Raw genomic sequence first — 24742 nt, 5'->3', positions numbered from 1 at the left:
ACCATCGACCCCCGACGCGACTACCAGCCCACCGGACGCCCACCCGGACCCACACCCACCAAACAAAAAGCCTGAACCTGCGAAACGCAGGTTCAGGCTATTCCGATGTCCTGAGACATCACATCGTGGGCGCGGTAGGTTTCGAACCTACGACCCCTCGCTTGTAAGGCGAGTGCTCTCCCACTGAGCTACGCGCCCGGTGTTGAACCGGAGACGACATCGTACCTAAAGGTCGGCCAGGGCCGCCCGCCAGGCCTTCTGGTCGCGGGCCTCGCCGGGCCCGGTCATTTCGGCGAAGCGGACGATGCCGTCGCGGTCGATGAGGAACGTGCCGCGGTTGGCCATGCCGCCCCCGTCGTTGAAGACGCCGTAGGCCTGGGCGACCTCCCCGTGCGGCCAGAAGTCGGCCAGCAGCGGGAAGTCGAAGCCTTCCTGCACCGCCCACACCTTGTGGGCGTAGACGGAGTCGACGCTGACCGCCAGCACCTGCACGTCGTCGTTCTGATAGTCGGGCAGGTTGTCCCGGATCTCGGTCAGCTCGCCCTGGCAGGTGCCGGTGAACGTGAAGGGGTAGAAGACCAGCAGGACCGCTTTTCGGCCGTGGAAGTCGGCCAGGCGTACGTCCTGGTTGTTCTGGTCTTTCAGGGAGAACTCGGGCGCTTCGGCTCCGACGGGGACCGTCATGCGGACAACCCTAACCGGACCGGCTCCCCGTGGGACGCCGGCCGGGCCTGGGTGACGCAGCGAGCTACTTCTTCTTGTTGCCCCTGGGGGAAACCAGCCGGGCTCCGGTCCAGTCCTTGCCCGCGTTGACCGTCGAGGTCTGCTGCAGGCCCGCGGTGGGGGCCGATTCGCTGATCTCGCTCGGCTCGACGTGTCCGTCGCGGCCGGCCTTCGGGGTCAACAGCCACACCATGCCGTTGTCGGCGAGGGGGCCCAGGGCGTCGGTGAGCAGCTCGAACAGATCACCGTCGCCGTCGCGGTACCACAACAGCACCGCATCGACGACCTCGTCGGTGTCTTCGTCGACCATCTCGCCGACGCGTTCGGTCAGGGCGTCACGGAGGTCTTCGTCGACATCGTCGTCGTAGCCCATCTCCATGACCACCATGTTCGGCTCGAAGCCGAACCGGTCCGCCAGGCTGCGTACGCCGTCGGCCTGACCAGCGGTCGCGCTCACTGTCTAAGTCCTCCTAGCAGTCGATTCAAGGGAAAACCTGGGGGTAGTCCACACACTCCGGGCTCTCGGCGCAAGTGGCGCACCGAGTGTGTGGCAATTTACCGCGCCAGCAGGGCGTGGGCACCCTGTGTGATGGCATCTTCTCCCACCAGCACATGCTGTGCGGCCGGACCCAGCGGAATCAGTGAATCCGCCGAGGCGATCCGCCTGGCCGCGCCCACAAAACCGCCGTCGACCAGGGCCGCGAGCACCCCTTCGCCGACGCCGCCGGAGCGCCGGGTCTCGTCGACGATCAGCACCCGGCCGGTCGCGGCGGCTTCGCGCACCAGATCGTTGACCGGAAGCGGATTCAACCAGCGGAGGTCCACCACGCGGGAACCGTACCCCTGCTCGGCGAGCTGGGCGGCAACCCGCAGCGACATCCGGAGCCCGTTGCCGTACGTGATGATCGTCAGGTCCTGGGCGTTGCCGAGCGGATAGGTGCGGGCGCGGCCGATCGGAACGTGCTCGGTGGTCCACGCGCCGGGACCCGAGTAGGGCGCCAGCCACTCGTTGTCGCCCTGCTGGTGCAGGTCACGGGTGTGGTAGAGCGCGATCGGCTCGAGGAAGACGCAGACGCTGCCGTCGGAGGCGGCCGAGGCCAGGCAGGACCGCAGCATGGGGGCGGCGTCGCTGGGCCGGCTGGGGACGGCCAGGACCAGGCCGGGGATGTCGCGCAGCACGGCCACCGAGTTGTCGTTGTGGAAGTGGCCGCCGAACGCCTGCTGGTAGGCGAGCCCGGCGACCCGGACGACCATCGGGTTCTTGTATGCCCCGGAGGAGAAGAACGACATGGTGGCCGCCTCGCCGCGCAGCTGGTCCTCGGCGTTGTGCAGGTAGGCCAGGTATTGGATCTCGGGGACCGGGAGCAGCCCGTCGAGCCCGGCGCCGAGCGCCAGCCCGAGGATCGTCGTCTCGTCGAGCAGCGTGTCGAAGACCCGCTCGTCGCCGAACCTCTCCTGCAGGTGCTTGGTGACGCCGTAGACGCCGCCCTTGCGCCCCACGTCCTCGCCGAAGACGAGCACGCCCGGGTCGTAGGCCAGCGCGTCGGTGAGGGTCGCGTTGATGGTCTGGGCGAGGGTGAGCGGCCCGGACTGTTCGGGCAGCTTGCCGCCGAACGCGCGGGAGCGGGCGGCCGCGCCGGGGCCGAGGGCGCGGGTGGCGACCTCGGTGATGCGGTGGGCGGCGCGCAGCGGGCGGCGCGGGGCGAGCGGCGCCACCACCTCGGCCACGTTGGCCAGTTTGGGCTCGCCGAGCACCTCCTCGGCGACCTTGCGCACCTGCCAGCCGACCTCGTCGTAGCGCCCGATCACCTCTTCCGGTCCCAGCAGCCCGGCCTCGACGAGCAGGCGGGCCGTGCCGACCAGCGGGTCGCGGGCCAGGTCACGGGCGATCTCGTCGGCCGTGCGGTAGGCCACCTCGGCGTCGGCCCCGGCGTGTCCCATCAGGCGCACGGTCGACAGGTGGAGCACGGCCGGCCGGCGCTCGCGGCGCACGTAGCCGGCGGCCTCGGTCGCGGCGTCGTAGGTGGCGGCCAGGTCGCAGCCGTCGGCCGAGGTGTAACGCAGGCCGGGCCGGGACTCCAGCATGGCCGCCAGCCAGCCGTCGGGCGTGGGCACGCTGATCCCGAGCCCGTTGTCCTCACAGATCAACAGCAGAGGCAGCCGTACGCCGGAGTGTTCGAACCACCCGGCCGAGTTGAGCGCGGCCGTGGCCGCGGCGTGGTTGGCCGAGGCGTCGCCGAAGGAGGCCATGGCGATGGCGTCGCGCGGCCACCGGCTGTCGGAGCGCGGGCGCTCGATCGAGAAGGCCAGCCCGACCGCCCGGGGCAGGTGGGACGCCACGGTGGAGGTGGTCGGGACGATGTTGAGGTCGGCGCTGCCGAAGACCTTGTGCCGGCCGCCGGCGATGGGTTCGCGGGCCGAGGCGACCACGCCGCGCAGCACGTCGCGGGCGGCGTCGGGCAGGCTCTTGGCCCGGGCGCTGAAGAAGGCGGCCGAGCGGTAGTGCAGCAGGGCCGGGTCGGTGGGCAGCAGCGCGGCGGCCACGGCCGCGTTGCCCTCGTGGCCGGAGGATCCGATCGTGTAGAAGCCCTCGTTGAAGCTGCGCAGCCAGCGCGCGGCGAGGTCGAGGTGGCGGCTGGCCAGTTGGGCGTCGAACAGCTCGAGGGCGCGGGCGCCGGTGAGGGTGGAGCCGTCGCGGACGGCGTCGCCGGGAGCGCGGCGGGCCTCCGGGAGTGGCAGCGACGACACAGCGTCCCTGAAGCGCTCGTCGAGGTTCTGCGGGGTGGTCACCAGACCAGCATTACCGACATGAGCGAGCCTCGCCATGCCGGAAACTCGCCCACCCGCCGGGAGCTGCGGCGGGGCTGGCAGACTCGGCCCATGCGTACCGAAGTGATCACGGTCCGGACCGGCTCGCGTCCCGTGGTGCGGGACATCACGCGCGAGGCGGAGCGGTTCGTGGAGTCCGAAGGGGACGGGCTGCTGCACGTGTTCGTGCCGCACGCGACGGCCGGTCTGGCGATCCTGGAGACGGGCGCCGGCTCGGACGACGACCTGCTGGCCGCGATCGACCAGCTCCTGCCGGCCGAGGACCGGTGGCGGCATCGACACGGCTCGACGGGGCACGGGCGCGACCATGTGCTGCCGGCCTGGATTCCCCCGTACGCGTCCCTGCCCGTGATCGGCGGCCGGATCGCCCTCGGCACCTGGCAGTCGATCTGCCTGGTGGACACCAACGGTGACAACCCGGAACGCCAAGTAAGGTTCAGCTTCCTGCCCGGATGACCGGAAACATGAAGTTACTGGTCAGTACGTGTGTCGCGGATCGCGTACCCGTACGGTAGGCGTGACGATGCGCACGGCGAAGGGGCAGGATGGAGCTATACCCGAGCGACTCACACAATGGGCCGCCCGGTTCCGACACCCGACCAAGAGGAATGCCTGTGGCCACGGAGCGCAAGCGCCCGGTGATCAGCGACGGCCTGCCGAGCCAGCTTCCGGACATCGACCCCGAAGAAACCAATGAGTGGGTCGAGTCGCTCGACGGAGTCATCGACGAACGCGGCGCCAAGAGAGCCCGTTACGTTATGTTGCGCCTGCTCGAGCGGGCCCGGGAGCGACAGGTCGGCGTCCCGCCCCTGACCTCCACGGACTACATCAACACGATCCCGCCCGAGCAGGAACCCTGGTTCCCCGGCGACGAGTTCGTGGAGCGCCGGATCCGGGCGTACATCCGCTGGAACGCCGCGATGCTGGTGCACCGCGCGCAGCGCCCCGAGATCGGCGTGGGCGGCCACATCTCGACGTACGCGTCGAGCGCCAGCCTCTACGAGGTCGGCATGAACCACTTCTTCCGGGGCAAGGACCACCCGGGCGGCGGCGACCACATCTTCTACCAGGGCCACGCCTCCCCCGGCATGTACGCCCGGGCCTACCTCGAGGGCCGGCTCAGCGAGAACGACCTCGACGGCTTCCGGCAGGAGCTGTCGCACCCGGGTGGCGGCCTCCCGTCCTACCCGCACCCGCGTCTGATGCCGAACTTCTGGGAGTTCCCGACGGTCAGCATGGGTCTCGGCCCGCTGAACGCGATCTACCAGGCCCGCTACAACCGCTACCTGCACAACCGCGGCATCAAGGACACCAGCCAGCAGCACGTCTGGGCGTTCCTGGGCGACGGCGAGATGGACGAGGTCGAGTCGCTCGGCGCGATCGGCCTGGCCGCCCGCGAGGAGCTCGACAACCTCACGTTCGTGATCAACTGCAACCTGCAGCGCCTGGACGGACCCGTACGCGGAAACGGCAAGGTCATCCAGGAGCTCGAGGCCTTCTTCCGGGGCGCCGGCTGGAACGTCATCAAGGTCGTCTGGGGCCGGGAGTGGGACCCGCTGCTCGCCGCCGACACCGACGGCGCGCTGGTCAACCTGATGAACGTGACGCCCGACGGCGACTACCAGACCTACAAGGGCGAGTCCGGGGCGTACGTCCGCGAGAACTTCTTCGGCCGCGACCCGCGCACCCGCAAGCTGGTCGAGGGCATGAGCGACGACGAGGTCTGGAACCTCAAGCGCGGCGGCCACGACTACAAGAAGCTCTACGCGGCCTACAAGTCGGCCACCGAGCACACCGGCCAGCCGACCGTGATCCTGGCCAAGACCATCAAGGGCTGGACGCTGGGCTCGCACTTCGAGGCCCGCAACGCCACCCACCAGATGAAGAAGCTGACGCTGGACGACCTCAAGGGCTTCCGCGACCGGCTCTACCTCGACATCAGCGACAAGCAGCTCGAGGACAACCCGTACCTCCCGCCGTACTTCCACCCCGGTGAGAAGTCCGACGAGATGCAGTACATGCTCGAGCGCCGCCGGGAGCTGGGCGGGTCCATCCCGACCCGGCGCACCAAGGCCAAGGCGCTCAAAATCCCCGAGTCGAAGCAGTTCGGCGACATCAAGCGGGGCAGCGGCAAGCAGAAGATCGCCACCACGATGGCGTTCGTCCGCCTGCTCAAGGACCTCATGAAGGACAAGGAGTTCGGCGCCCGCTGGGTCCCGATCATCCCCGACGAGGCCCGCACGTTCGGCATGGACTCGCTCTTCCCGACCAAGAAGATCTACTCGCCGCACGGCCAGACCTACACGTCGGTCGACCGCGAGCTCTTCCTGTCGTACAAGGAGGCGACCAACGGCCAGATCCTGCACGAGGGGATCAACGAGGCCGGGTCGACCGCGAGCTTCATCGCCGCCGGCACGTCGTACGCCACGCACGACGAGCCGATGATCCCGCTCTACATCTTCTATTCGATGTTCGGGTTCCAGCGCACGGCCGACGAGCTGTGGGCGGCGGCCGACCAGATGACCCGCGGCTTCCTGCTCGGGGCCACCGCCGGGCGCACCACGCTCAACGGTGAGGGCCTGCAGCACGAGGACGGCCACTCGCTGCTGATCGCGGCGACCAACCCGGCCGTGGTGGCCTACGACCCGGCGTTCGCGTTCGAGATCGCGCACATCGTCGAGGACGGCCTGCACCGCATGTACGGCGAGAAGCAGGAGAACATCTTCTACTACCTCACCGTCTACAACGAGCCGGCCGTGCAGCCCGCCGAGCCCGAGAACGTCGACCGGGAGGGCCTGCTCAAGGGCATCTACCGGTACGCCGCGGCGCCCGAGACGAACGGCGCGAAGGCGCAGCTGCTGGCCTCCGGAACCGGCATGGCCTGGGCCCTGAAGGCGCAGACGCTGCTCGCCCAGGACTGGGGTGTCGGCGCCGACGTCTGGTCGGTCACCTCGTGGACCGAGCTGCGCCGCGACGCGGTCGAGGCCGAGGAGCACAACCTGCTCCACGTCGGTGACCAGCCCCGCAAGCCCTACATCCAGCAGAAGCTGGAGGGCACCGAGGGCCCGGTCATCGCGGTCAGCGACTTCATGCGGGCCGTGCCCGACCTGATCTCACGCTGGGTGCCGAACGACTACACGTCGCTGGGCACCGACGGCTTCGGCATGAGCGACACCCGGCACGCCCTGCGGCGCCACTTCCACGTCGACGCCGAGTCGGTCGTCGTGGCCACGCTGCGCCAGCTCGCGCTGCGCGGCAAGGTGCCGTCGCACGTGCCGGCCGAGGCGGCCAAGAAGTACGCGATCGACGACGTCAACGCGGCTCCGGTCGGGGAGACCGGCGGCGACAGCTAGACAAGATCAGACAAAGCGCCGGATCCGCCCGTACGGGGTGGGTCCGGCGTTTGTCGTCTCAGCCCCGGCCGGAGCGTGCCGATAGGGGCTGGGTGGGACGAAATCTCCGCGGCATGCAGATCAGTCACAAGCTCCTGGCCCTCGGGCTCAGCGGGGTGATCGTCACGGCCGCCGTCCTGGTCGGCGTGGGCGCCTGGGAGAGCGGCAACTTCGCCGACAACACCGAGCGCGAGGTGATCGCCCAGAACACCCGGACGCTCGACCGCCTCACCAGCAACATGACCACGCTGGTCCGCTCGGTCGGCGACGTGGTGCAGGACGGCGTCGACGCCCGCCTCGACGCCGCGGCCGGCCTGCTGAAGCAGCGCGGGGGCGTCCGGCTGACCGGCGGGACGGCGAGATGGACCGCCACCAACCAGGTGACCCAGGCCAAGACCTCGGTGACGCTGCCCCGCATGACGATCGGCGGCGACTGGCTCGGGCAGAACACCGACCTCCAGCGGCGTACGCCGTACGTCGACGACGCTCAGGCGGTGGCCGGCGGCGCGATCACCGTGTTCCAGCGGATGAACGCGGCGGGCGACCTGTTGCGGGTGGGTACGACCGTCAAGGCGGCGACCGGCCGCCGGGCGATCGGCACGTACATCCCCGCGGTGGGCGCCGACGGCAAGCCCAACCCGGTGGCCGCCGCGATCAAGGCCGGCAAGACCTACCGCGGTGTCGCCCTGGTCGTCGGAACCCCGTACATCACGACCTACGCGCCCATCAGGAACGCCTCGGGCGCCGTCATCGGCTCGCTGTTCGCCGGTGTGCCGCAGGCCGGGGCTCTCACCGACCTGACCGAGGCCGTGGCGGCGGGCGAGGTGGGCCGCAACGGCTGGGTGGCCGTCGTGAGCACCGCGCCGGCGGACGCGGGCCGGATCGTCGCCACCACCATCGAGGGCGGCGCCGAGGGCGTGGACCTCAGCGCGACCGATGCGACCGGCCGTAAGTACGTCGAGGAGATCGTCACCCGGGCGCCGGGCCTGACCGACGGCGAGGTCTGGCGGACGACCTACCAGCTGCCCGGTTCGGCCGGGGCGCCGGCCGGGCCCACCACGACCTCGGTCACCTACTACGCGCCCTATCAGTGGGCGATCGCGATCGGCGGCTACGACGCCGACGCCGCCGGGCCCGTCACGGCCGTGCGGGACGGCCGCCAGGAGATGCTGGTGATCTTCGGTGTGGCCGCTGTGCTGCTGGCCCTGATCGGTGGCGCGGTCGCGGCCGTGTTCGCCCGGCGCATCTCGAGCCGGCTCCGACGGCTGACCGGCGGACTGTCGCGTCTGGCCCATCGCGACCTGACGGTGACCGTGCCGGTGGAGGGCGCGGATGAGATCGCCGTCGCGGGGGCCGAGCTCAACAGCGCGGCAGCCGAGCTGCGGGCGGTGATGGTCGAGGTGACCAGCGCCTCGCACGACGTGACCTCGACCGCGGGGCAGGTGGCGGCGACCGGTGGCGAGCTGGCCGGTTCGGCCGAGGCCGCGGCGGGCCGGGCCGGAACGGTCAACCACGCCGCCGAGAGCGTCTCGACCGTGGTGCAGACGGTGGCGGCGGGCGCCGACGAGATGGGCGCCTCGATCCGCGAGATCTCGAGCAACGCGCAGGACGCGGCGGAGGCCGGCCGGGACGGCGTGGGCCTGACCGCGGCCGCGGCGGGAGTGATCGGGGAGCTGCGCGACTCCACCACCAAGATCGCGGACGTGGTGCGGCTGATCGCCAGCATCGCCGAGCAGACCAACCTGCTGGCGCTGAACGCGACCATCGAGGCGGCCCGGGCCGGCGAGACCGGCAAGGGCTTCGCCGTGGTCGCCAACGAGGTCAAGGAGCTGGCCCAGGAGACCGCGCGGGCCACCGAGGACGTGACCGCGCGGGTGGCCGCGATCGAGGGCGACACCACCCGGGCGGTCGACGCCATCGAGGCCATCACGGCCCGGATCGCGCAGGTCAACGACTATCAGACGGCGATCGCGGCGGCGGTCGAGGAACAGGCCGCGACGACCGCCGAGATGGCCCGCAACATCGCCGAGGTGGCCTCGGGCAGCCGGGACATCGCCGAGGGCATCGGCGTGGTCAGCGGCGCCGTGGAGGGCACCCGGGCCTCGGTCACGGTGTCGCACCAGGCCGCGGACGAGCTCAACGCCACCGCCCGGCGACTGACCGGTCTGGTCAACCGGTTCACGGTGTAGGCACGTAGGTCACCACGTCGACGCCGGTCTTGGTCTGCCACGAGCCGGTGAGGGTCAGCGCGATCTTGGTGCCCTCGGCCCACAGCCGGCGGCCCTCGCCCTGCACCACGGGGTAGACCATGATGCGGTACTCGTCGATCAGGTTGTGCCGCGTGAGGTGGTTGACCAGGTCGGCGCTGCCGTTGATGAGCAGGCTCGGCGAACCCTCCTTGAGCTCGCGCACGGCGTCGACGACCTCGCCCCGCAGGAAAGTCGCGTTCCATTCGGGCCGGGTGAGCGTGGTGGTGGCGACGTGTTTGGGCATCGAGTTCATCTTCTCGCCGAAGAAGCCGGTCTCGGACTCCATCTGCGGCCAGGCCGCCTTGAAGCCCTCGTACGTCTTGCGGCCGAGCAGCAGGGCGTCGGCCTCCCTCAGGTTGCCGGCCTGCCAGTTGCCGAGCTCGTCGTTGAAATAGGGCCCGCTCCAGGACGGCTCCTCGAAGACACCGTCGAGCGTCACGTATTCCACTGCCACGATCCTGCCCATGATCACTCCTTTTCGAAGGACAGGCCGACCGTAGCGGACCGCCGATGACAGTGCGGTCACGCACGTTAAGTGTTCGTTCGAATGCGTTCCGGAGTATGGACCGGTGGTGCGAGATTTCCGTAAGCTGCCCGCGTGGGTGGCAATGGGGCCTTCCCGGAAGATCGGTGATCCTCTAATCTCCGAGGAAAATGCGCCCCACGAGGAGGCCGGATGGCCGTCGCTCACGGAGTCCCCGTCCTCGCCACACCCGTCGAGCCCGTTCGACGCTCGTGGATCGGGTTGCTGTTCGCGGCCAACCTGGGCCTGTGGATGGCGTACTTCACGCCCATCCAGGTGCTGCTGCCCGAACAGGTCGCCGAGATCACGCCGGACAGCAAAGAGCTGTGGCTGGGCATCGTCACCGGGATCGGCGCGATCGTCGCCATCGTGGTCAATCCGCTGGCGGGGGCGCTCTCCGACCGTACGAGAATCAAGCTCTTCGGACGCCCGTACGGCCGCCGGCACATCTGGACGCTGGCCGGCTGCGCCCTCTCGGTGCTGTCGATCGCGGTGCTGGCCGAGGCGACCAACCTGCTCACGGTGATCGTGGCCTGGTGCTTCGTCACGGTCGGGATCAACATCATGCTCGCCTCGCTGACCGCCGCGGTGCCCGACCGGGTGCCGGTGGCCCAGCGCGGGCTGGTCTCGGGCTGGATCGGCATGCCGCAGGCGCTCGGCCTGGTCATCGGGGCCATCCTGGTCACGGCCGTGTTCACCGACATCGGTCCCGGCTACATCGCCCTCGGCCTCGGCCTGGTCGTGCTGGGTGTGCCGTTCGCGCTGCTCACCAAGGACGACCCGCTGCCGCCGGGCCACAAGGTGCGGGCGCACTGGAAGATCGATCTGCGCGGCCACCCCGACTACATGTGGGCCTGGGGCACCCGGTTCCTGGTGCAGCTGGGCAACGCGCTGGGCACGCTCTACCTGCTCTACTTCCTCGACGACGCGGTCGGGCTGGACGACCCCGACACCGGCCTGCTCTACATGATCCTGCTCTACACGGTCGGCATGATCGCGACGGCGATGGTGGGCGGCTGGCTCTCCGACCGCGTCGGCCGGCGCAAGATCTTCGTGATCTGGTCGGGTGTGCTGATCGCGATCGCCGCCACCCTGCTCGCGATCTGGCCCACCTGGGCGATCTCCCTGGTGGCGGCGTTCCTGTTCGGCATGGGGTTCGGGGTCTACCTGGCCGTCGACACCGCGCTGATCACCCAGGTGCTGCCCAACGAGGCCGACCGGGCCAAGGACCTCGGCGTCATCAACATCGCCAGCGCCGCCCCGCAGGCGCTGGGCCCGCTGCTGGCCGCCCCGATCGTGACCAGCCTGGGCGGCTACCCGACGCTGTTCGCGCTCACCGCGCTGGTCAGTCTGGTCGGGGCCGTGGCCGTGGTGAAAATCCGTTCTGTTCCCTAGGTAGTCTGAGCGGGTGACTGTTCGCGTACGCTTCGCCCCCTCCCCGACCGGCATGTTCCACGTCGGCGGCGCCCGCACGGCGCTGCAGAACTGGGTCTATGCCAAGCAGCACGACGGTGTCTTCGTGCTCCGGATCGAGGACACCGACGCCGCCCGAAACCGTCCCGAGTGGACCGAGGGCATCCTCTCGGCGCTCGACTGGATCGGGATCGAACGCGGGTCGTACGAGGGTCCGTACTACCAGTCCTCCTACGCGCAGGACCACACCGCCGCCGCCACCCGCCTCTACGGCGAGGGCAAGGCGTATTACTGCGACTGCAAGCGTGAGGACGTCATCGCCCGCACCGGCAACCAGCACACCGGCTACGACGGCTTCTGCCGCGACCGGGGCCTGGGGCCGGGCGAGGGCCGCGCGCTGCGCTTCCGCACGCCCGACGAGGGCGAGACGGTGGTCGTCGACCTGGTGCGCGGCAAGCCCACCTTCGAGAACAAGCTGATCGAAGACTTCGTCATCGCGCGCAGCGACGGCTCGCCGCTGTTCCTGCTGGCCAACGTCGTCGACGACATGACCATGGAGATCAACCTGGTCATCCGGGCCGAGGAGCACCTGCCCAACACCCCCAAGCAGCAGCTGCTGTGGGAGGCGCTGGGCCACACGCCGCCGACCTGGGCCCACGTGCCGGTCATCGTCAACGAGAAGCGGCAGAAGCTGTCCAAGCGCCGCGACAAGGTGGCCCTGGAGAGCTACCGCGACGAGGGCTACCTGGCCGCCACGATGAAGAACTACCTGATGCTGCTCGGCTGGGCGCCCAGCGGTGACCGCGAGATCGTGCCGTGGCAGGTCATCGAGGACGAATACCGCCTCGAGGAGGTCAACCACGCCTCCGCGTTCTTCGACATCAAGAAGCTGCGCGCGTTCAACGGCGACTACATCCGCGCGCTCTCGGTCGAGGAGTTCATCCAGCTCTGCACGCCGTGGCTGAGCGGCACCGACACGATCCCGGCCCCGCCGTGGGCGCCGGCCGCGTTCGACGCCGAGGTGTTCACGGCCGTGGCGCCGCTCGCCCAGACCCGCATCGCGGTGCTCTCCGAGATCGTGGACTACGTCGACTTCTTCTTCCTCGACGAGCCCGCGACCGACGAGGCGTCGTGGGCCAAGGCGATGAAGGAGGGCGCGGCCGACATCCTGGACGCCACCGCCGCCGCGTTCGAGGCCCTGCCGGAGTGGTCGGCCGAGCCGCTGAAGGCCGCGCTGGAAGAGGTGGGCCTGGCTCGCGAGCTCAAGCTCGGCAAGACCCAGGCTCCCGTACGGGTCGCGGTGACCGGCCGCTCGGTCGGGCTCCCCCTGTTCGAGTCGATCGAGGTGCTGGGCAAGGAGCGCACGCTCGCCCGCCTGCGGGCGGCCCGGGCGCGCCTCTGACCCGCATTTGTCCTCTTTACCGCATCTGGGGTCCGGTCGGCCATTCGCCCGCCGCCGTAACGGTGGTGAAATCCGCTGAGCGGGTGACCGGGCCCCTTCCGGGTTGCGGCGACTAGGTACTATCTCGCCACTGATCAACGGCCGTCGTCGTCTCGGATGTCATCCTGCGGATGGCAACAATTCGTGCGGCCCGAGATGCGCCCGGGCGTCTGCTCGGGAAGGCTGAAGGCCTCGGTCGTTCCACGGTTCGCGTGGGCGGCGGATGGCTCGCGAAGCCATGTCCACCACGGGGCGGGGAGGCCGGACGATGGTTCGAGGAGCGATCACGCGGTTCGTTGCGGCGACCGGAGTGCTCGCGGCTACGGCCGTGGCGGCGATCGGGCTCGCACCCGCCGCCGCCTATGCGGAGGGCGCGCCCAAGCCGGCCCCGAAGCCGAACATCATCCAGATCACCGGCAAGGGCATCGACGAGAAGATCGTCATCACCCAGGCCGAGAGCAAGCGGCTCTTCTCGAGCCTGCTCAGCGAGGTCAACTGGATGGCCTCGGCCCGCTCGCAGACCGCCGCCCTCGCGGCCGACAAGCTCGGCGCGAAATACACGGTCACCGTGTTGTCCGGCAAGACGGGCCTGCAGAGCTACGAGCTCTTCCCGTCGGCCGTCGGTGGCCCCCGGGCGCACCGCACGGCCAAGCAGCCGAACGGCAAGAAGGGCAGCGAGGGCTGGTTCTACGGCCGGCTCACCATGCCCGAGACGCTGCGGGTCAGCGGGGTGCCGCTCGAGGCGAAGCCCGACATCATCGGCGGCGGCATCGGCGGCGGCGTGGGTGAAGACCTCGACGACCCCGAGACCGAGGCCGCGGGCGTCGACGGGGTGTTCGGCCAGATGCGCCAGCTCTACCTGCTCAACGGCGCCGTCCTGATCGTCATCTTCGTCGGCCTGGCCGGCATCGCGTTCCTGATCCGCCGCCGGGTCTAGTCGGCGTCCTGGTCCGCCGCCGGGTCTAGTCGGCGTCCTGGTCGATGACCGGGGTCGGGAAGTCGGGGCAGCCGTCCTCGCAGTTCTCCCTCTTGCCGAACGCGTCGAAGATCCGCTCGTCGGTCGCCACCTGCTCGACCTGGGCGCCGGTGAGTCCCGGCTTGCCCCGCTGGGCTCCGGCGTCGCGTTCCCCGGCTGCCATCACCGCCACCGTACGGTCGTCGTCGAGCCGCTGGGCGATGGTCTGACGCACCTGCCGGTCGGGGTCGCTCACGTCGTCGTAGCGGACGAATTCGAGGCCGTCGGCGCGGTCGGGCCGGGCGCACTTGTCCGAGTCCGCCTCCACCGGGAAACACCACTTCTTCCGTACGTCGAAAACCGCGACCTCGACCGTGCCCCGGGGCCGCCCGTCGGAGTCGGCGATCTCGTACCGCCGCCAGCCACCGCCCCGCTCGGCCGATCCGGCCACCACCCGCAGCTGCCGGTCCTCGATCAGCGGCTCGATCACGTCGAGCACGCTGTCGGCGGCGGTCGGGCGGGGCGCCGGGGTGGCCTGGCTCGCGATCGGCGGAGGGGTGGCGGCGACGATGCCGGCCGTGGTCGGGACCGCCTTGACCGTGGCCGGGCGCGGCGCCAGCAGCGTCGAGGTCAGCACGTAGCCGAGCGCGACGATCACTACCGCGGTCACCGCCCCCAGAGCCAGAATTCCCTGCGTACGGCGTCGGCGCAGGGTATCGGCGCGGCGCATGACCGCCTCGGCCTCGTCGCCGAGCGGCGGCTCGCCCTCGAGCACGTGCTCGAGCAGCTGGCTCAGCGGCGCGCTCATCCGGCCATCGCTGCCTCGGACTCGCCGAGCAGCTTCTCCAGGGCCGCGAGCCCGGCCCGCTCGTACGCCGAGACCTGCTCGTCGTCCAGGTCGAGCATCGCGCCCGTGGCGTCGGTGTCGAAGCCGTCCCAGTAACGCAGCACGAGCACCGCCCGGCAGCGCGGCGTGAGCTTGTGCAGGGCGTCCAGCAGCAGGATCGACTCGGCCTCGACGCCCGCCGCCCCGGCCGAGGCCACGAAGACGTGCTCGCGGCGCCGGTTGCGGCGGCGGCAGGCCTCCATCAGGTCGGCGTAGGCGAAGACGTCCGGGTCGGCGACCGCGCCGCGGCGGCTGTCGGCCACCACGCGGGCCAGGGTCGCGCGGGTCAGCTCGGTCGCCATCTCCCAGTCGCCGCACATGAGAAAGGCCGTGCGGCGCAGCTGGGGCAGGCGGCTGGTCACGAACTCGCGCAGGGCCGTGTCGTTCTCGCCGGACATAGGCCCTTTATAGGCGGGAAACCGGGTCTACCGGTGCGGAACGGCCATCACGCGACTCGAACGGCGACCTCGACGAGGCGTACGAGGTCCTCCAGATCCGACTCGAACTCGGCGTCGCTGGTGGAGGCGACCGCGGTGACGCCGGTGACCTCACCGGTCGCGTGGCCCAGCAGGAACGCCAGGATCATCCGGGCCATCCGCGGGACGTGCTCGTCGCCGAGCCGGGCGTCGTGCAGGATCCCGCGCAGCGCGGCGGTCAGCCACGAGGTGGAGGCGCCGGCCGCGGGCCGGGTCAGCAGCAGCGGGAAGGCACCCGGGTGACGCGCGGACAGACCCCGTACGGCCCGGCCGATCGCCCGCAGGCGGTGCCGCCAGTCCTCGGTCCGCCCGTCGCCGACGTCGTCGCCGAGCTCCAGCGTGAGCAGGTCGACCAGCCCGTCGAGCAGGGCGTCCTTGCCACCCACGTACGGGTAGAGCGCCATCGACGTGAGCCCGACCCGCTCGGCCACCGCCCGCATCGACATGGCGGCGAGGCCGCGCTCGTCGACCAGGGCCAGGGCCTGGTCGAGGATCAGCCGTCTCTTGTCGTCCACCGGTTCACCGTTCCGGCCCGGCCGCCCGCCCGCGCGGGACGCGCCCGGCCAGACCATCCTGCTCACCCGGTCGGGTGAGTGATACCGCTGCCGCTCTCAGCACCAGCGGCCCGGTGGCCGGCCACGGCCGGCGGCCCGGCGGCGTGGGCGGACCGCACCGTGCAGGTGGGCGCCCGCCCAGCCCCGCAGGTCGGTGCGGCAGCCCACCCGGCCCGGCCCCGAGCCGGGATCGTCCTGGTCGACCGGCGGCTCGTCGCCTACCGGCCCGGCGATCACCGGAAGCACCCCGGCGGGCGTGTCCGCCACCGGCGCGGGATCGATCTCCCGTTCCGTCATCTCGCCTCCCCTCACCCTGTCGCGCTCAATGATCGGCAGCTCACGGCCCGGTTTGACCCCCGGAGGGCGCGAGTCTGCCGACGCTAGGACGACACCCTGCCAGGTCACCGACCGGAATCGCGGCAGGGGCGCACCGCTACTCCGGACTATAAGCCCAAATTGGTACAAAACCCCTCGCGCCGATGACGTGGCACGCTGGGGGCGTGCCTGAGAGCGAACCACCCCGCGGAGCCGCGAAACCGCCGCCCGCCGCCACGTTGCGGCGGATCGAGCGGTACGCGGGCGGGCTGGCCAGTTCGGCCGTCGTCCGCATGGACGAGACGCTGCCGTGGTTCCGGGCCCTGCCGGCCGACCAGCGCTCCCAGGTCATGCTCGTGGCCCAGGCCGGCGTGCGGTCGCTGGTCGAGTGGCTGCGCTCGGGCGGCGTGGTCGCGGCCACCACCCAGGAGATCTCGGACGAGGTGTTCGCGGCCGCCCCGCGCGCGCTGGCCCGGTCGATCACGCTGACCCAGACCGTGCAGCTGATCAAGGTGACCATCGACGTGGCCGAGACCGAGGTCGCCGCGCTGGCCGCCCCGGGCGAGGAGGAGGCGCTGCTCCAGGCCATCCTCAAGTTCTCGCGCGAGATCGCGTTCTCGGCGGCCCGGGTCTACGCACGCGCCGCCGAGTCGCGCGGAGCCTGGGACGCCCGGCTGCAGGCCCTGCTGGTCGACGCCCTGCTGCGCGGCGACTCGTCGGACGTGCTGGCCAGTCGCGCGGCCGCCCTGGGCTGGGCCGACGCGCCCCCGGTGGCCGTGGTGGTGGGCCGCTCCCCCGGTGGTGACATCACGGCGGTGCTGCACGCGGTCTACCGGGCCGCGCGCCGGGCCCGCATCGAGGTGATCGGCGGGGTGCACGGCGACCGGCTGGTCGTGGTGATGGGCGGCGCGACCGACCCCCTGGCCACGGCGGGCGCGCTCGCGGCGAGCTTCGGAGAGGGCCCGATCGTGGTCGGCCCGGCCGTGCCGTCGCTCGACCAGGCCACCGAGTCGGCCCGGGCCGCGCTGGCCGGCTACCGCGCGGCGCCCGCCTGGCCTGGCGCCCCCAACCCGGTGGCCGCCGACGCCCTGCTGCCGGAACGGGCCTTGGCGGGCGACATGGAGGCGCGGCGGACCCTGCGGCACGACGCGTACGGGGCTCTGGCCCGGGCCGGCAGCGGCCTGCTGGAGACGCTGGACGCCTTCTTCGCCACCGGTGGGGTGCTGGAGAGCGCGGCGCGGGAGCTCTACGTGCACCCGAACACGATCCGCTACCGCCTCAAGCGCGTCACCGAGGTGACCGGGTTGTCGCCGCTGGACGGGCGGGACGCGTTCGCCCTGCGGATCGCGCTGGCCGTGGGCCGCCTCGAGCCGGCGGCCTAGCCAACCCCGTACGGGAAACGGCTTTGACCTGCGACGTAGCTCACCTCGGCGGCTGAGGGCTTATTCAGCTTTTCGGACGCCATCAAAACGCGACAAAATCGGGCGATTCTCAGGGGCGTTTGTAGGGTTCCCACAACGGTCGTCGTAGGGTTTGGTAGACGCCGTCAGCCCCGTTACCCCCACCGATCCGGAAGAGTCGAAGACGTGTTCGCCGTACTCTCCCCCGGCCAGGGCTCCCAGAAGCCCGGCTTCCTGACCCCGTGGCTCGACCTGCCCGGCGCCGAGACCAAGCTGCGCTGGTGGTCCGCGCTGGCCGGCGTCGACCTGCTGCACCTCGGCACCCGGGCCGACGCCGAGGAGATCAAGGACACCGCCCGCACGCAGCCGCTGCTGGTCGCCGCCTCGCTGCTGGCCGCGGGTGAGCTGCCGCTCGACCGGGTCGACGTCGTGGCCGGTCACAGCGTCGGTGAACTGGGCGCCACCGCCATCGCCGGGGTCTTCCCGGCCGAGGCCGCGATCGCGCTGGCCGGCGTGCGGGGCCGCGAGATGGCCGCCGCCTGTGCCCTCGAGCCGACCGGCATGAGCGCCGTGCTCGGTGGAGACGCCGACGAGGTTCTGGCCGCGATCGAGAAGAACGGCCTGCACCCGGCCAACATGAACGCCACCGGCCAGATCGTCGCCGCCGGCTCGCTCGACGGGCTGGCCAAGCTGGAGGCCGAGCCGCCGGCCAAGGCCCGTGTCCGGGCGTTGCAGGTGGCGGGGGCGTTCCACACGCCGTACATGGCGCCCGCCGAGACCGCCCTGGCCGCGATCGCCGGCGGGGTCACCGTCACCGACCCGGCCCGCACGCTGCTCTCCGACCTGGACGGCACCGCGGTGACCGTGGGCGCCGAGATGGTCGAGCGGCTGGTCCGTCAGGTCACTGCCCCCGTCCGCTGGGATCTCGTGATGCGCGCGCTGGCCGATCTCGGCGTCACCGGCGTGCTCGAACTCCCGCCCGCCGGCACCCTGGCCGGGCTGGTCAAGCGCGAGCTCAAGGGCGAAGGGGCCCCTGAGATCGTCACCCTGAACACGCCGGACGACCTGCCCGCCGCGCGCGACCTCATCGCCCGGCACAGTGGGCACCAGATCGAAGGAGCAACACGATGACCGCCGGCACCCGCATCCTCGCGATGGGGCATTACCAGCCCTCGCGCATCGTCACCAACGACGACCTCGCGGCGACGATCGACACCAACGACGAGTGGATCAAGAGCCGGGTCGGCATCTCCGAGCGGCGTGTCGCCGACAGCGAGTCGGTGGCCGACATGGCGACCTTCGCGGCCGAGAAGGCCCTCGCGGCCTCGGGCCTGACCGCGGCCGACATCGACCTGGTCACCGTGGCCACCTGCTCCTCGATCGACCGCTGCCCCAACGTGGCGACCCGGGTCGCGGCCCGCCTCGGCATCAACGCCCCGGCGGCGTACGACCTCAACACGGCCTGCTCCGGCTTCTCCTACGCGCTCGGCACCGCCGACCACGCGATCCGGGCCGGCGCCTCCCGCAACGCCCTGGTGATCGGCGCCGAGAAGCTGTCGGACGTCACCGACTGGACCAACCGCACCACCGCCGTGCTCTTCGGCGACGGCGCGGGCGCCGCGATCGTGACCGGGGTCGCCGACGGCGAGCAGCCCGGCATCGGCCCGGTGCTGTGGGGCTCGGCGCCCGACAAGGGTGACGCGCTGCGCATCGAGGGCTGGCAGCCCTACATCGAGCAGGACGGCCAGACGGTGTTCCGCTGGGCCACCACCGCGCTCGCCCCGTTCGCGCTCGAGACCTGCGAGAAGGCCGGCATCAAGCCGTCCGAGCTGGCCGCGTTCGTGCCGCACCAGGCCAACACCCGCATCATCGACGGCATCGTCAAGCGCCTGGGCCTCGGCCCCGAGGTCGTCGTGGCCAAGGACATCGTGCACTCCGGCAACACCTCCGCGGCCAGTGTGCCGCTGGCCCTGTCCAAGCTGATCGAGAGCGGCGAGGTGGCCTCCGGCGCCCCCGTCCTGCTGTTCGGCTTCGGCGGCGGCCTCACCTACGCCGGCCAGGTCATTCGCTGCCCGTAAGCGTTGATCAACCGGAGCAGTCCCCACCATTTGAGAGGAAACACCTGAACATGGCTACTCGCGAAGAGATCACCTCGGGCCTGGCCGAGATCCTCGAAGAGGTCGCCGGCGTGAACCCGGACGACGTCGCCGAGGGCAAGTCCTTCACCGACGACCTGGACGTCGACTCGCTGTCCATGGTCGAGGTCGTGGTGGCCGCCGAGGAGAAGTTCGGCGTCAAGATCCCCGACAACGAGGTCCAGAACCTCAAGACCGTCGGTGACGCCGTGAGCTACATCGAGGCGAACCACTGACATGAGCAACGTCGACGTCGTCGTCACCGGGCTCGGCGCGACCACCCCGTTGGGCGGGGACGTCGCGTCCACCTGGGACGCCTTGCTCGCCGGCCGGTCCGGGGTGGGTCGCCTCACCCTGGACTGGGCCGACCAGCTCACCGTCAAGATCGGTGCCCAGCTCAAGGTGGACCCGTCCGAGGTCATCGACCGGGTCCGCATGCGCCGCCTGGACCGCTCCGAGGCGATCGCCCTGATCGCCGCGAAGCAGGCCTGGGCCGACGCCGGCCTCGAGGAGGCCGGGCTCGACAAGGAGCGCCTCGCCGTCAGCTTCGGCAGCGGAATAGGGGGTGCGCTCACCCTGCTCAACCAGGACGACATCCTGGAGGAATCCGGCCAGCGCAAGGTCAGCCCGCACACCGTGCCGATGCTCATGCCCAACGGCCCGGCGGCCTGGGTCGGCATCGAACTGGGCGCCCAGGCCGGGGTGCACGCCATGGCCAGCGCCTGCGCGACCGGGGCCGAGGCCATGTCGCTGGGCCTGGACATCATCCGCTCGGGCCGGGCCGACGTGGTCGTGGCCGGTGGCACCGAGGCGGTCATCCATCCGCTGCCGTACGCCGGTTTCGCCAACATGCGGGCCATGTCGACCCGCAACGACGAGCCCGAGAAGGCCTCCCGTCCCTGGGACAAGGGCCGCGACGGCTTCGTCTTCGGCGAGGGCTCGGGCGCGATCGTGCTCGAGCGGGCCGACCACGCGAAGGCCCGCGGCGCGCGGATCTACGCGCGTCTGGCCGGCGCCGGCATCACCTCGGACGGCTACGACATCGTGCAGCCCGACCCGGAGTGCAAGGGCGGCGCCCGCGCGATGGCCAAGGCGATCCGCGACGCCGGTCTCACCGGTGCCGACATCGCCCACGTCAACGCGCACGCCACCTCGACCCCGGTCGGCGACATGGGCGAGATCATCGGCATCAAGGCCTCGATCGGCACCCACCCGGTGATCACCTCGACCAAGTCGATGTCCGGCCACCTGCTGGGCGCGGCCGGCGCGCTCGAGTCGATCGCCACCATCCTGGCCATCCGGGACGGCGTGGTTCCCCCCACGATCAACCTGGACGACCCGGACGACAAGCTCGACCTCGACGTGGCGGCGCACAAGGCCCGCCCGCTCGAGATCCACGCCGCGATGAACAACTCGTTCGGCTTCGGCGGCCACAACGTGGCGCTGGTCTTCACCCGCGCCTGATCGTTCACGGACAGGGCCCGGCCGTTTGGCCGGGCCCTTTTCGCGCGCCGCGTCGTTCGGTTCTTGTTCTGTACGCCGGTCGGCCGCCCCGCAAAACGAACGATCGTTCCCGCACCTGGCACGCCTTATCGCAAAACGAACGCTCGTTCCAGAACTCCAGCCGCGCTACCGCAAAACGAACGCTCGTTCCCGCGATGGGAGCGGTGAGCCTGCCGGCGTTCAGCTGGTCAGCACACCGTGCGGGGTAGCCCGGTGACCGCGACCGGGGACTTGCCGGGCGCCTTGGCCTTGCCGGCCAGCACCGCGGCCAGGGCGTTCAGCGAGAGCTTGCTCGACGAATACGTGGCGACCAGGATCGGCGACCTGGCCGCGGCCAGCAGATACGGGGTGTCCATCATGACCGTCACGCGAGCCGCCGGGTCGAGGTCGACCGACTTGTCGCCGTAGCCGACGAGGTGCACCACCGTGCCGCCGGCCGCCTGCACCTGGAAACCCTGAGCCTGCAGAGCCCGTACGAGGTTGACCCGCGCCACCTCGCGGTCGCTCGACGCCGTGACCGTCACCGGGCCGCTGAGCAACGCCCCCGCGCAGGGGCCCCGGAGCACCGTGATCGAGGCCGCGTCCAGGGCCGACACCGCCTGCTGGTGGGCTTGTGAGGCCACCACCGAGAGGTCGGGCTGCTTCGTCTGCGCCGTCGTGAACTTGAGCGTGAGGATGCGGGTGACGGCCTGGGTCAGGCGCTCCTTCTTGAGCGAGCCGTCCTTGAGCCCGGCCAGGATGCCGTCGCGGGCGGCTGCGATGTTCGGGGGCATCAGCAGCATGTCGTTGCCGGCGTTGAGGGCGCGCACGGCGGCCTCGCCGGGCGGCCACTTCATCGCGGGCGGCATGTTCATGGCGTCGGTGACCGCGACGCCGGTGAACTTGAGCCGGCTCCGGAGCAGGTCCGTCATGATTTTCTTGGAGAACGTGGCCGGCACGCCCTTGTCGAACGCCTGCAGGTCGAGGTGGCCGGACATCACCACACCGGCCCCGGCGCCCACCCCCGACTGGAACGGTGGCATGTCCTGCGCCGTCCAGGCGGCCTGGCTCTGCTTCACCACCGGCAGGACCTCATGGCTGTCGCCGCTCGTGTGCCCGTGCCCCGGGAAGTGCTTGAGGCCCGCCGCGACCCCGGCGCCCTGGAGCCCGCGGACGGCCGCGGCGACCTGCTGGGCGTTGGCCTTGGCGTCGGCGCCGAACGCCCGCGACCCGATCACGGTGTTGGCCGGCGGGCCGAGCGTGTCGGCGACCGGGGCGAAGTCGACCGTGATCCCCATCGCGGCCAGCTCCTCGCCCGCCGCCCGCCAGGCCCCCTCGGTGAGCCTGGGCTGCCCGGCCGCCCCCGCGCCCATCGCCGAGGGCAGCATGGTGACGCCCTCGGTGACGCGGGTGACCACGCCGTACTCCTGGTCGGTGCCGATCATCAGCGGGGCCCCGCCGGGAAGTTGGCGGGCGGCGGCCTGCAGCCCGTCGGTCAGCTCACGGACCTGCTTCGGGTTCTCGACGTTGGTGGTCGGGTTGGTGGCGCCGGTCGGGTCCTCGGCGGTGAAGCCGACCAGGATGAGGCCGCCGAGGTGGAACTTGGCGATCATCTCGGCGGGCGTGTTCACCCCGGCCAGGCCCTGGTTGCCGGCCGCCGAGCCCTTGTCCACGGTGGTCGCATTGCTGCCGTACGCGTACGGCATCAGCACCTGACCGGCCAGATCGCTGTCGCTCATGGCGGCCACGGCCGCGGCCGCCTGGGCCGCCGGATCACCGGTCGGCGTGCTCGCCAGGGCCGACGGCACGGCCGAGGGCACGACCGGCGGCGCCGAGGCGGCCGGTGGCGCGGGCTTGTCGTCGGAGCCGCACGCCGCAGCGGCGAGCAGCAAGGGGACAAGCAGGGCAGCGCGGGCGGTCCTGATCACGCTGCCCATCGAATCAGCTCCCGGCCACCCGGGTGCGAGCGGGGGTAAATCAGCCCACTCTGGTCAGCAGCGTCACCGGGGCGCCGTCACCCGCGTACCGGTAAGGCTCGAGTTCGGCATCCCAGGCCGAGCCGAGCGCCTTTTCCAGGGCATGGGAAAGGGCCTCCGGCGCCCGCGCGGAGGCCATGATCGAGCGCAGCCGGTCCTCGCCGATCTGGATGTCCCCCGACGCGCCCATGATCCCGTGAAAGAGGCCGCGACCGGGGACGTGCATGAAACGCTCGCCGTCTACACCCGGGCTCGGTTCCTCGGTCACCTCGAAACGGATCATGGGCCACTGCCGGAGGGCAGCAGCCAGCTCGGCGCCGGTGCCGGACCGTCCGGTCCAGCTGCACTCGGCGCGCCGCATGCCGGGATCGACCGGTTGCGTAGTCCAGTGCAGCGTGACCGGCGCGGTCAGGACGCGCGCGATCGCCCACTCGACGTGTTGGCACACGGCGAGTGGGGTCGAGTGGACGTATACGACGCCACACGTTGGCACGGTGACCTCCCGAAGACCGAGGTGCGTCTTCCCCTACGACCTCGACCGCGGTTGATCGTGTCCCATGATGCCGGTTGGTACTGATGGTGCGCCAGAGAATCGGCAACATCGACATCGGATCGGCCGTAGTGGCACGTCCTGTTCAACGCTTCAACCTGCTCGGACGGCACGGTCCGCGGAGCATCGTGTAGAGTTGCCAAGGCCTTTTTTCTGCTTTCTTCAAGGAGTGCCGCCGTGGCGAGCAACACCTCAAAGACCGCCCGCGCATCAGTCCGCGCCGGCCAGGGCGCCGGTGGCGCCCTCAGCGTGCTCGGTGAGTACAAGTACCTCATCCCGCTCGCCAACGGTCGCTTCGCGTATGTGCGGAACCTGACCAATGGCAAGACCGCCCACCTCAAGACCGACTCGGACGCGTTCGTCGACGAGATCCGCGCCCTGACCGCCGCCGGTCACGGTGCCAAGATCCGCGCCGAGCTGTCCGCCCTCGACGAGGCGAACCCGTCGCACGGCTGGGGCGCCACCGAGAAGCGCCTGGCCGAGGCCGGCGTCTTCGAGGGCTGACCCTCACCGCACGCACAAAAGGCGCCTGCCGACCGCTGGTCGACAGGCGCCTTTTCGCACCCCTTGAAGATCAACCCACCGAGATCATCCGGGCAGGATCGCGACTTAACCGCCGATTCCGGGCGCGCGCCGCACGGGCGCCCTCGGGCCGCAGCTTGTTCGACCGCCGCTGATCCGGCCGCCCGAGGCGGCAGGGATGGTCAGGGCAGCAGTTCGACGATGCCGGTGTCGAGGTCGTAGACGGCGCCGACCACGTTGACCCGGCCCGCGCCGACCGCGTCGGCCACCACGTCGACGCCGCTCATGCGGCGGGCCGTGCGACCCACGTGGGCGCGCATCGCCTTCTCGGCGGCCTCGGGGTCTTCGACACCCACCGCGCGCACGGCGGGGGCGATCTCGTCGACCAGGTAGCCGATCTCGCCCGCCGGGATCTCGCCCGCCCGCAGCGCCGCCACCGTGGCCATGACCGCGCCGCAGCGCTTGTGGCCCAGCACCATGATCAGCGGGACGCCCAGCTCGGCCACGGCGAAGCCCACCGAGCCCAGCACCGCACGGTCGACCACGTGGCCGCCGGAGCGCACCACGCAGATCGACCCGAACGTCTGGTCGAAGATCGCCTCGAGCGGCACCCGGGAGTCGATGCACCCGAGCACCACCGCGTGCGGCTGCTGGCGCCCGGACGACGCGGCGGCCGCCGAGACCTGGTGCCCGTGCTCGGGGCGGCCGGTGACGAAGCGCTTGTTGCCCGCGACCAGCTCGGCCAGGGCTTCTGCGGCATTCGTGATCGGTACGGCGGGCCCCGCCGACGGGTCGGTCGTCATAAGTCTGATTCTCACCCAGTTCGGCGTCATGAACAGCGAGTGCGAGCCAACTCACGTTCTGCACGGGACTTTCGGCCCTACCGCAGATTCAGGCGTGGCATTTCGGGTGATCGCGAGT

Annotated in this window: 23 protein-coding genes and 1 tRNA gene; 12 read left to right on the top strand and 12 right to left on the bottom strand. The window is 70.9% G+C overall.

What is annotated here, in order from left to right:
* Positions 1-126 precede the first annotated feature (126 nt).
* The 4 genes from JIG36_RS46715 to JIG36_RS46700 all read right to left on the bottom strand — a co-directional run bounded on the left by JIG36_RS46715 (position 127) and on the right by JIG36_RS46700 (position 3549).
* Positions 127-198: transfer RNA gene (locus tag JIG36_RS46715), tRNA-Val, on the bottom strand.
* Positions 199-225: 27 nt separating this feature from the next.
* Positions 226-684 carry a peroxiredoxin gene (locus JIG36_RS46710; RefSeq protein ID WP_203383365.1) on the bottom strand — a complete coding sequence of 153 codons (459 nt, stop codon included), beginning with the start codon at positions 682-684 and terminating at the stop codon, positions 226-228.
* A 64-nt stretch (positions 685-748) separates the two neighbouring features.
* A complete protein-coding gene (locus tag JIG36_RS46705; RefSeq protein WP_203383364.1) occupies positions 749-1180 on the bottom strand; it encodes a DUF3052 domain-containing protein in 432 nt (143 codons plus the stop codon).
* A gap of 98 nt (positions 1181-1278) precedes the next feature.
* On the bottom strand, positions 1279-3549 hold the full coding sequence (locus JIG36_RS46700; protein WP_203383363.1) for a thiamine pyrophosphate-dependent enzyme: 2271 nt from the start codon (positions 3547-3549) through the stop codon (positions 1279-1281).
* A 54-nt stretch (positions 3550-3603) separates the two neighbouring features.
* Between JIG36_RS46700 and JIG36_RS46695 the strand changes: the two genes are divergently transcribed.
* The 3 genes from JIG36_RS46695 (at position 3604) to JIG36_RS46685 (ending at position 9133) form a co-directional block, all read left to right on the top strand.
* On the top strand, positions 3604-4008 hold the full coding sequence (locus JIG36_RS46695) for a YjbQ family protein (RefSeq protein WP_203383362.1): 405 nt from the start codon (positions 3604-3606) through the stop codon (positions 4006-4008).
* 158 nt (positions 4009-4166) lie between these two features.
* Positions 4167-6905, top strand: coding sequence for a pyruvate dehydrogenase (acetyl-transferring), homodimeric type (gene aceE / locus JIG36_RS46690; RefSeq protein WP_203383361.1), 2739 nt, complete (start codon positions 4167-4169; stop codon positions 6903-6905).
* Positions 6906-7018: 113 nt separating this feature from the next.
* The gene (locus JIG36_RS46685) at positions 7019-9133 is read left to right on the top strand and encodes a methyl-accepting chemotaxis protein (RefSeq protein WP_203383360.1); all 2115 of its coding nucleotides are present in this window, start codon (positions 7019-7021) and stop codon (positions 9131-9133) included.
* On the opposite strand, the gene JIG36_RS46680 is transcribed toward JIG36_RS46685, so the two are convergent.
* Positions 9123-9659 (bottom strand): dihydrofolate reductase family protein, encoded by a 537-nt coding sequence (locus JIG36_RS46680; protein ID WP_203383359.1) that lies wholly within the window; start codon positions 9657-9659, stop codon positions 9123-9125. The genes JIG36_RS46685 and JIG36_RS46680 overlap by 11 nt on opposite strands.
* Positions 9660-9869: 210 nt before the next feature.
* On the opposite strand from JIG36_RS46680, the gene JIG36_RS46675 reads away from it, so the two are divergent.
* The 3 genes from JIG36_RS46675 to JIG36_RS46665 all read left to right on the top strand — a co-directional run bounded on the left by JIG36_RS46675 (position 9870) and on the right by JIG36_RS46665 (position 13507).
* Entirely contained in the window at positions 9870-11111 is a 1242-nt protein-coding gene (locus tag JIG36_RS46675) for an MFS transporter (protein ID WP_203383358.1), read from the top strand.
* A gap of 13 nt (positions 11112-11124) precedes the next feature.
* Positions 11125-12531, top strand: a complete 1407-nt coding sequence (gltX, locus tag JIG36_RS46670; protein WP_203383357.1) for a glutamate--tRNA ligase — start codon at positions 11125-11127, stop codon at positions 12529-12531.
* Between the two features lie 307 nt (positions 12532-12838).
* Positions 12839-13507, top strand: coding sequence for a hypothetical protein (locus tag JIG36_RS46665; protein ID WP_236049714.1), 669 nt, complete (start codon positions 12839-12841; stop codon positions 13505-13507).
* A 25-nt stretch (positions 13508-13532) separates the two neighbouring features.
* On the opposite strand, the gene JIG36_RS46660 is transcribed toward JIG36_RS46665, so the two are convergent.
* The 4 genes from JIG36_RS46660 to JIG36_RS46645 form a co-directional block, all read right to left on the bottom strand.
* On the bottom strand, positions 13533-14333 hold the full coding sequence (locus JIG36_RS46660) for a hypothetical protein (RefSeq protein WP_203383356.1): 801 nt from the start codon (positions 14331-14333) through the stop codon (positions 13533-13535).
* Positions 14330-14809, bottom strand: a complete 480-nt coding sequence (locus JIG36_RS46655; RefSeq protein ID WP_203383355.1) for an RNA polymerase sigma factor — start codon at positions 14807-14809, stop codon at positions 14330-14332. The genes JIG36_RS46660 and JIG36_RS46655 overlap by 4 nt, the downstream gene beginning before the upstream one ends.
* Positions 14810-14856: 47 nt before the next feature.
* Entirely contained in the window at positions 14857-15402 is a 546-nt protein-coding gene (locus JIG36_RS46650) for a TetR/AcrR family transcriptional regulator (RefSeq protein ID WP_203383354.1), read from the bottom strand.
* Positions 15403-15498: 96 nt separating this feature from the next.
* The gene (locus JIG36_RS46645; protein ID WP_203383353.1) at positions 15499-15738 is read right to left on the bottom strand and encodes a hypothetical protein; all 240 of its coding nucleotides are present in this window, start codon (positions 15736-15738) and stop codon (positions 15499-15501) included.
* A 311-nt stretch (positions 15739-16049) separates the two neighbouring features.
* Here JIG36_RS46645 and JIG36_RS46640 point away from each other — a divergent pair, with 311 nt between their 5' ends.
* The 5 genes from JIG36_RS46640 (at position 16050) to fabF (ending at position 20755) form a co-directional block, all read left to right on the top strand.
* A complete protein-coding gene (locus tag JIG36_RS46640) occupies positions 16050-17138 on the top strand; it encodes a PucR family transcriptional regulator (protein WP_307873195.1) in 1089 nt (362 codons plus the stop codon).
* A gap of 204 nt (positions 17139-17342) precedes the next feature.
* Entirely contained in the window at positions 17343-18287 is a 945-nt protein-coding gene (locus JIG36_RS46635; RefSeq protein ID WP_203383351.1) for an ACP S-malonyltransferase, read from the top strand.
* Entirely contained in the window at positions 18284-19234 is a 951-nt protein-coding gene (locus JIG36_RS46630) for a beta-ketoacyl-ACP synthase III (RefSeq protein WP_203383350.1), read from the top strand. The genes JIG36_RS46635 and JIG36_RS46630 overlap by 4 nt, the downstream gene beginning before the upstream one ends.
* Positions 19235-19284: 50 nt before the next feature.
* Positions 19285-19527 carry an acyl carrier protein gene (locus tag JIG36_RS46625; RefSeq protein WP_184953034.1) on the top strand — a complete coding sequence of 81 codons (243 nt, stop codon included), beginning with the start codon at positions 19285-19287 and terminating at the stop codon, positions 19525-19527.
* A 1-nt stretch (position 19528) separates the two neighbouring features.
* Entirely contained in the window at positions 19529-20755 is a 1227-nt protein-coding gene (gene fabF, locus JIG36_RS46620; RefSeq protein WP_203383349.1) for a beta-ketoacyl-ACP synthase II, read from the top strand.
* Positions 20756-20982: 227 nt separating this feature from the next.
* Here the strand turns inward: fabF and JIG36_RS46615 are convergent, their stop codons facing one another.
* Positions 20983-22710 carry a glycoside hydrolase family 3 protein gene (locus JIG36_RS46615; RefSeq protein WP_203383348.1) on the bottom strand — a complete coding sequence of 576 codons (1728 nt, stop codon included), beginning with the start codon at positions 22708-22710 and terminating at the stop codon, positions 20983-20985.
* A gap of 40 nt (positions 22711-22750) precedes the next feature.
* Positions 22751-23242 (bottom strand): DUF3145 domain-containing protein, encoded by a 492-nt coding sequence (locus JIG36_RS46610; RefSeq protein WP_203383347.1) that lies wholly within the window; start codon positions 23240-23242, stop codon positions 22751-22753.
* A 234-nt stretch (positions 23243-23476) separates the two neighbouring features.
* Between JIG36_RS46610 and JIG36_RS46605 the strand changes: the two genes are divergently transcribed.
* Positions 23477-23803 (top strand): hypothetical protein, encoded by a 327-nt coding sequence (locus JIG36_RS46605; RefSeq protein ID WP_203383346.1) that lies wholly within the window; start codon positions 23477-23479, stop codon positions 23801-23803.
* A 200-nt stretch (positions 23804-24003) separates the two neighbouring features.
* Here JIG36_RS46605 and JIG36_RS46600 read toward each other — a convergent pair whose 3' ends face one another.
* Positions 24004-24624: a carbonic anhydrase gene (locus JIG36_RS46600; RefSeq protein WP_203383345.1), complete on the bottom strand. Its 621-nt coding sequence runs from the start codon at positions 24622-24624 to the stop codon at positions 24004-24006.
* Positions 24625-24742: the final 118 nt, after the last annotated feature.

It is taken from the genome of Paractinoplanes ovalisporus (assembly GCF_016834655.1).
Taxonomy (GTDB): Bacteria; Actinomycetota; Actinomycetes; order Mycobacteriales; family Micromonosporaceae; genus Actinoplanes; species Actinoplanes ovalisporus.
The sequence above is the reverse complement of the archived record's forward strand: the minus strand, read 5'-3'. Positions and strand labels throughout refer to the sequence as shown.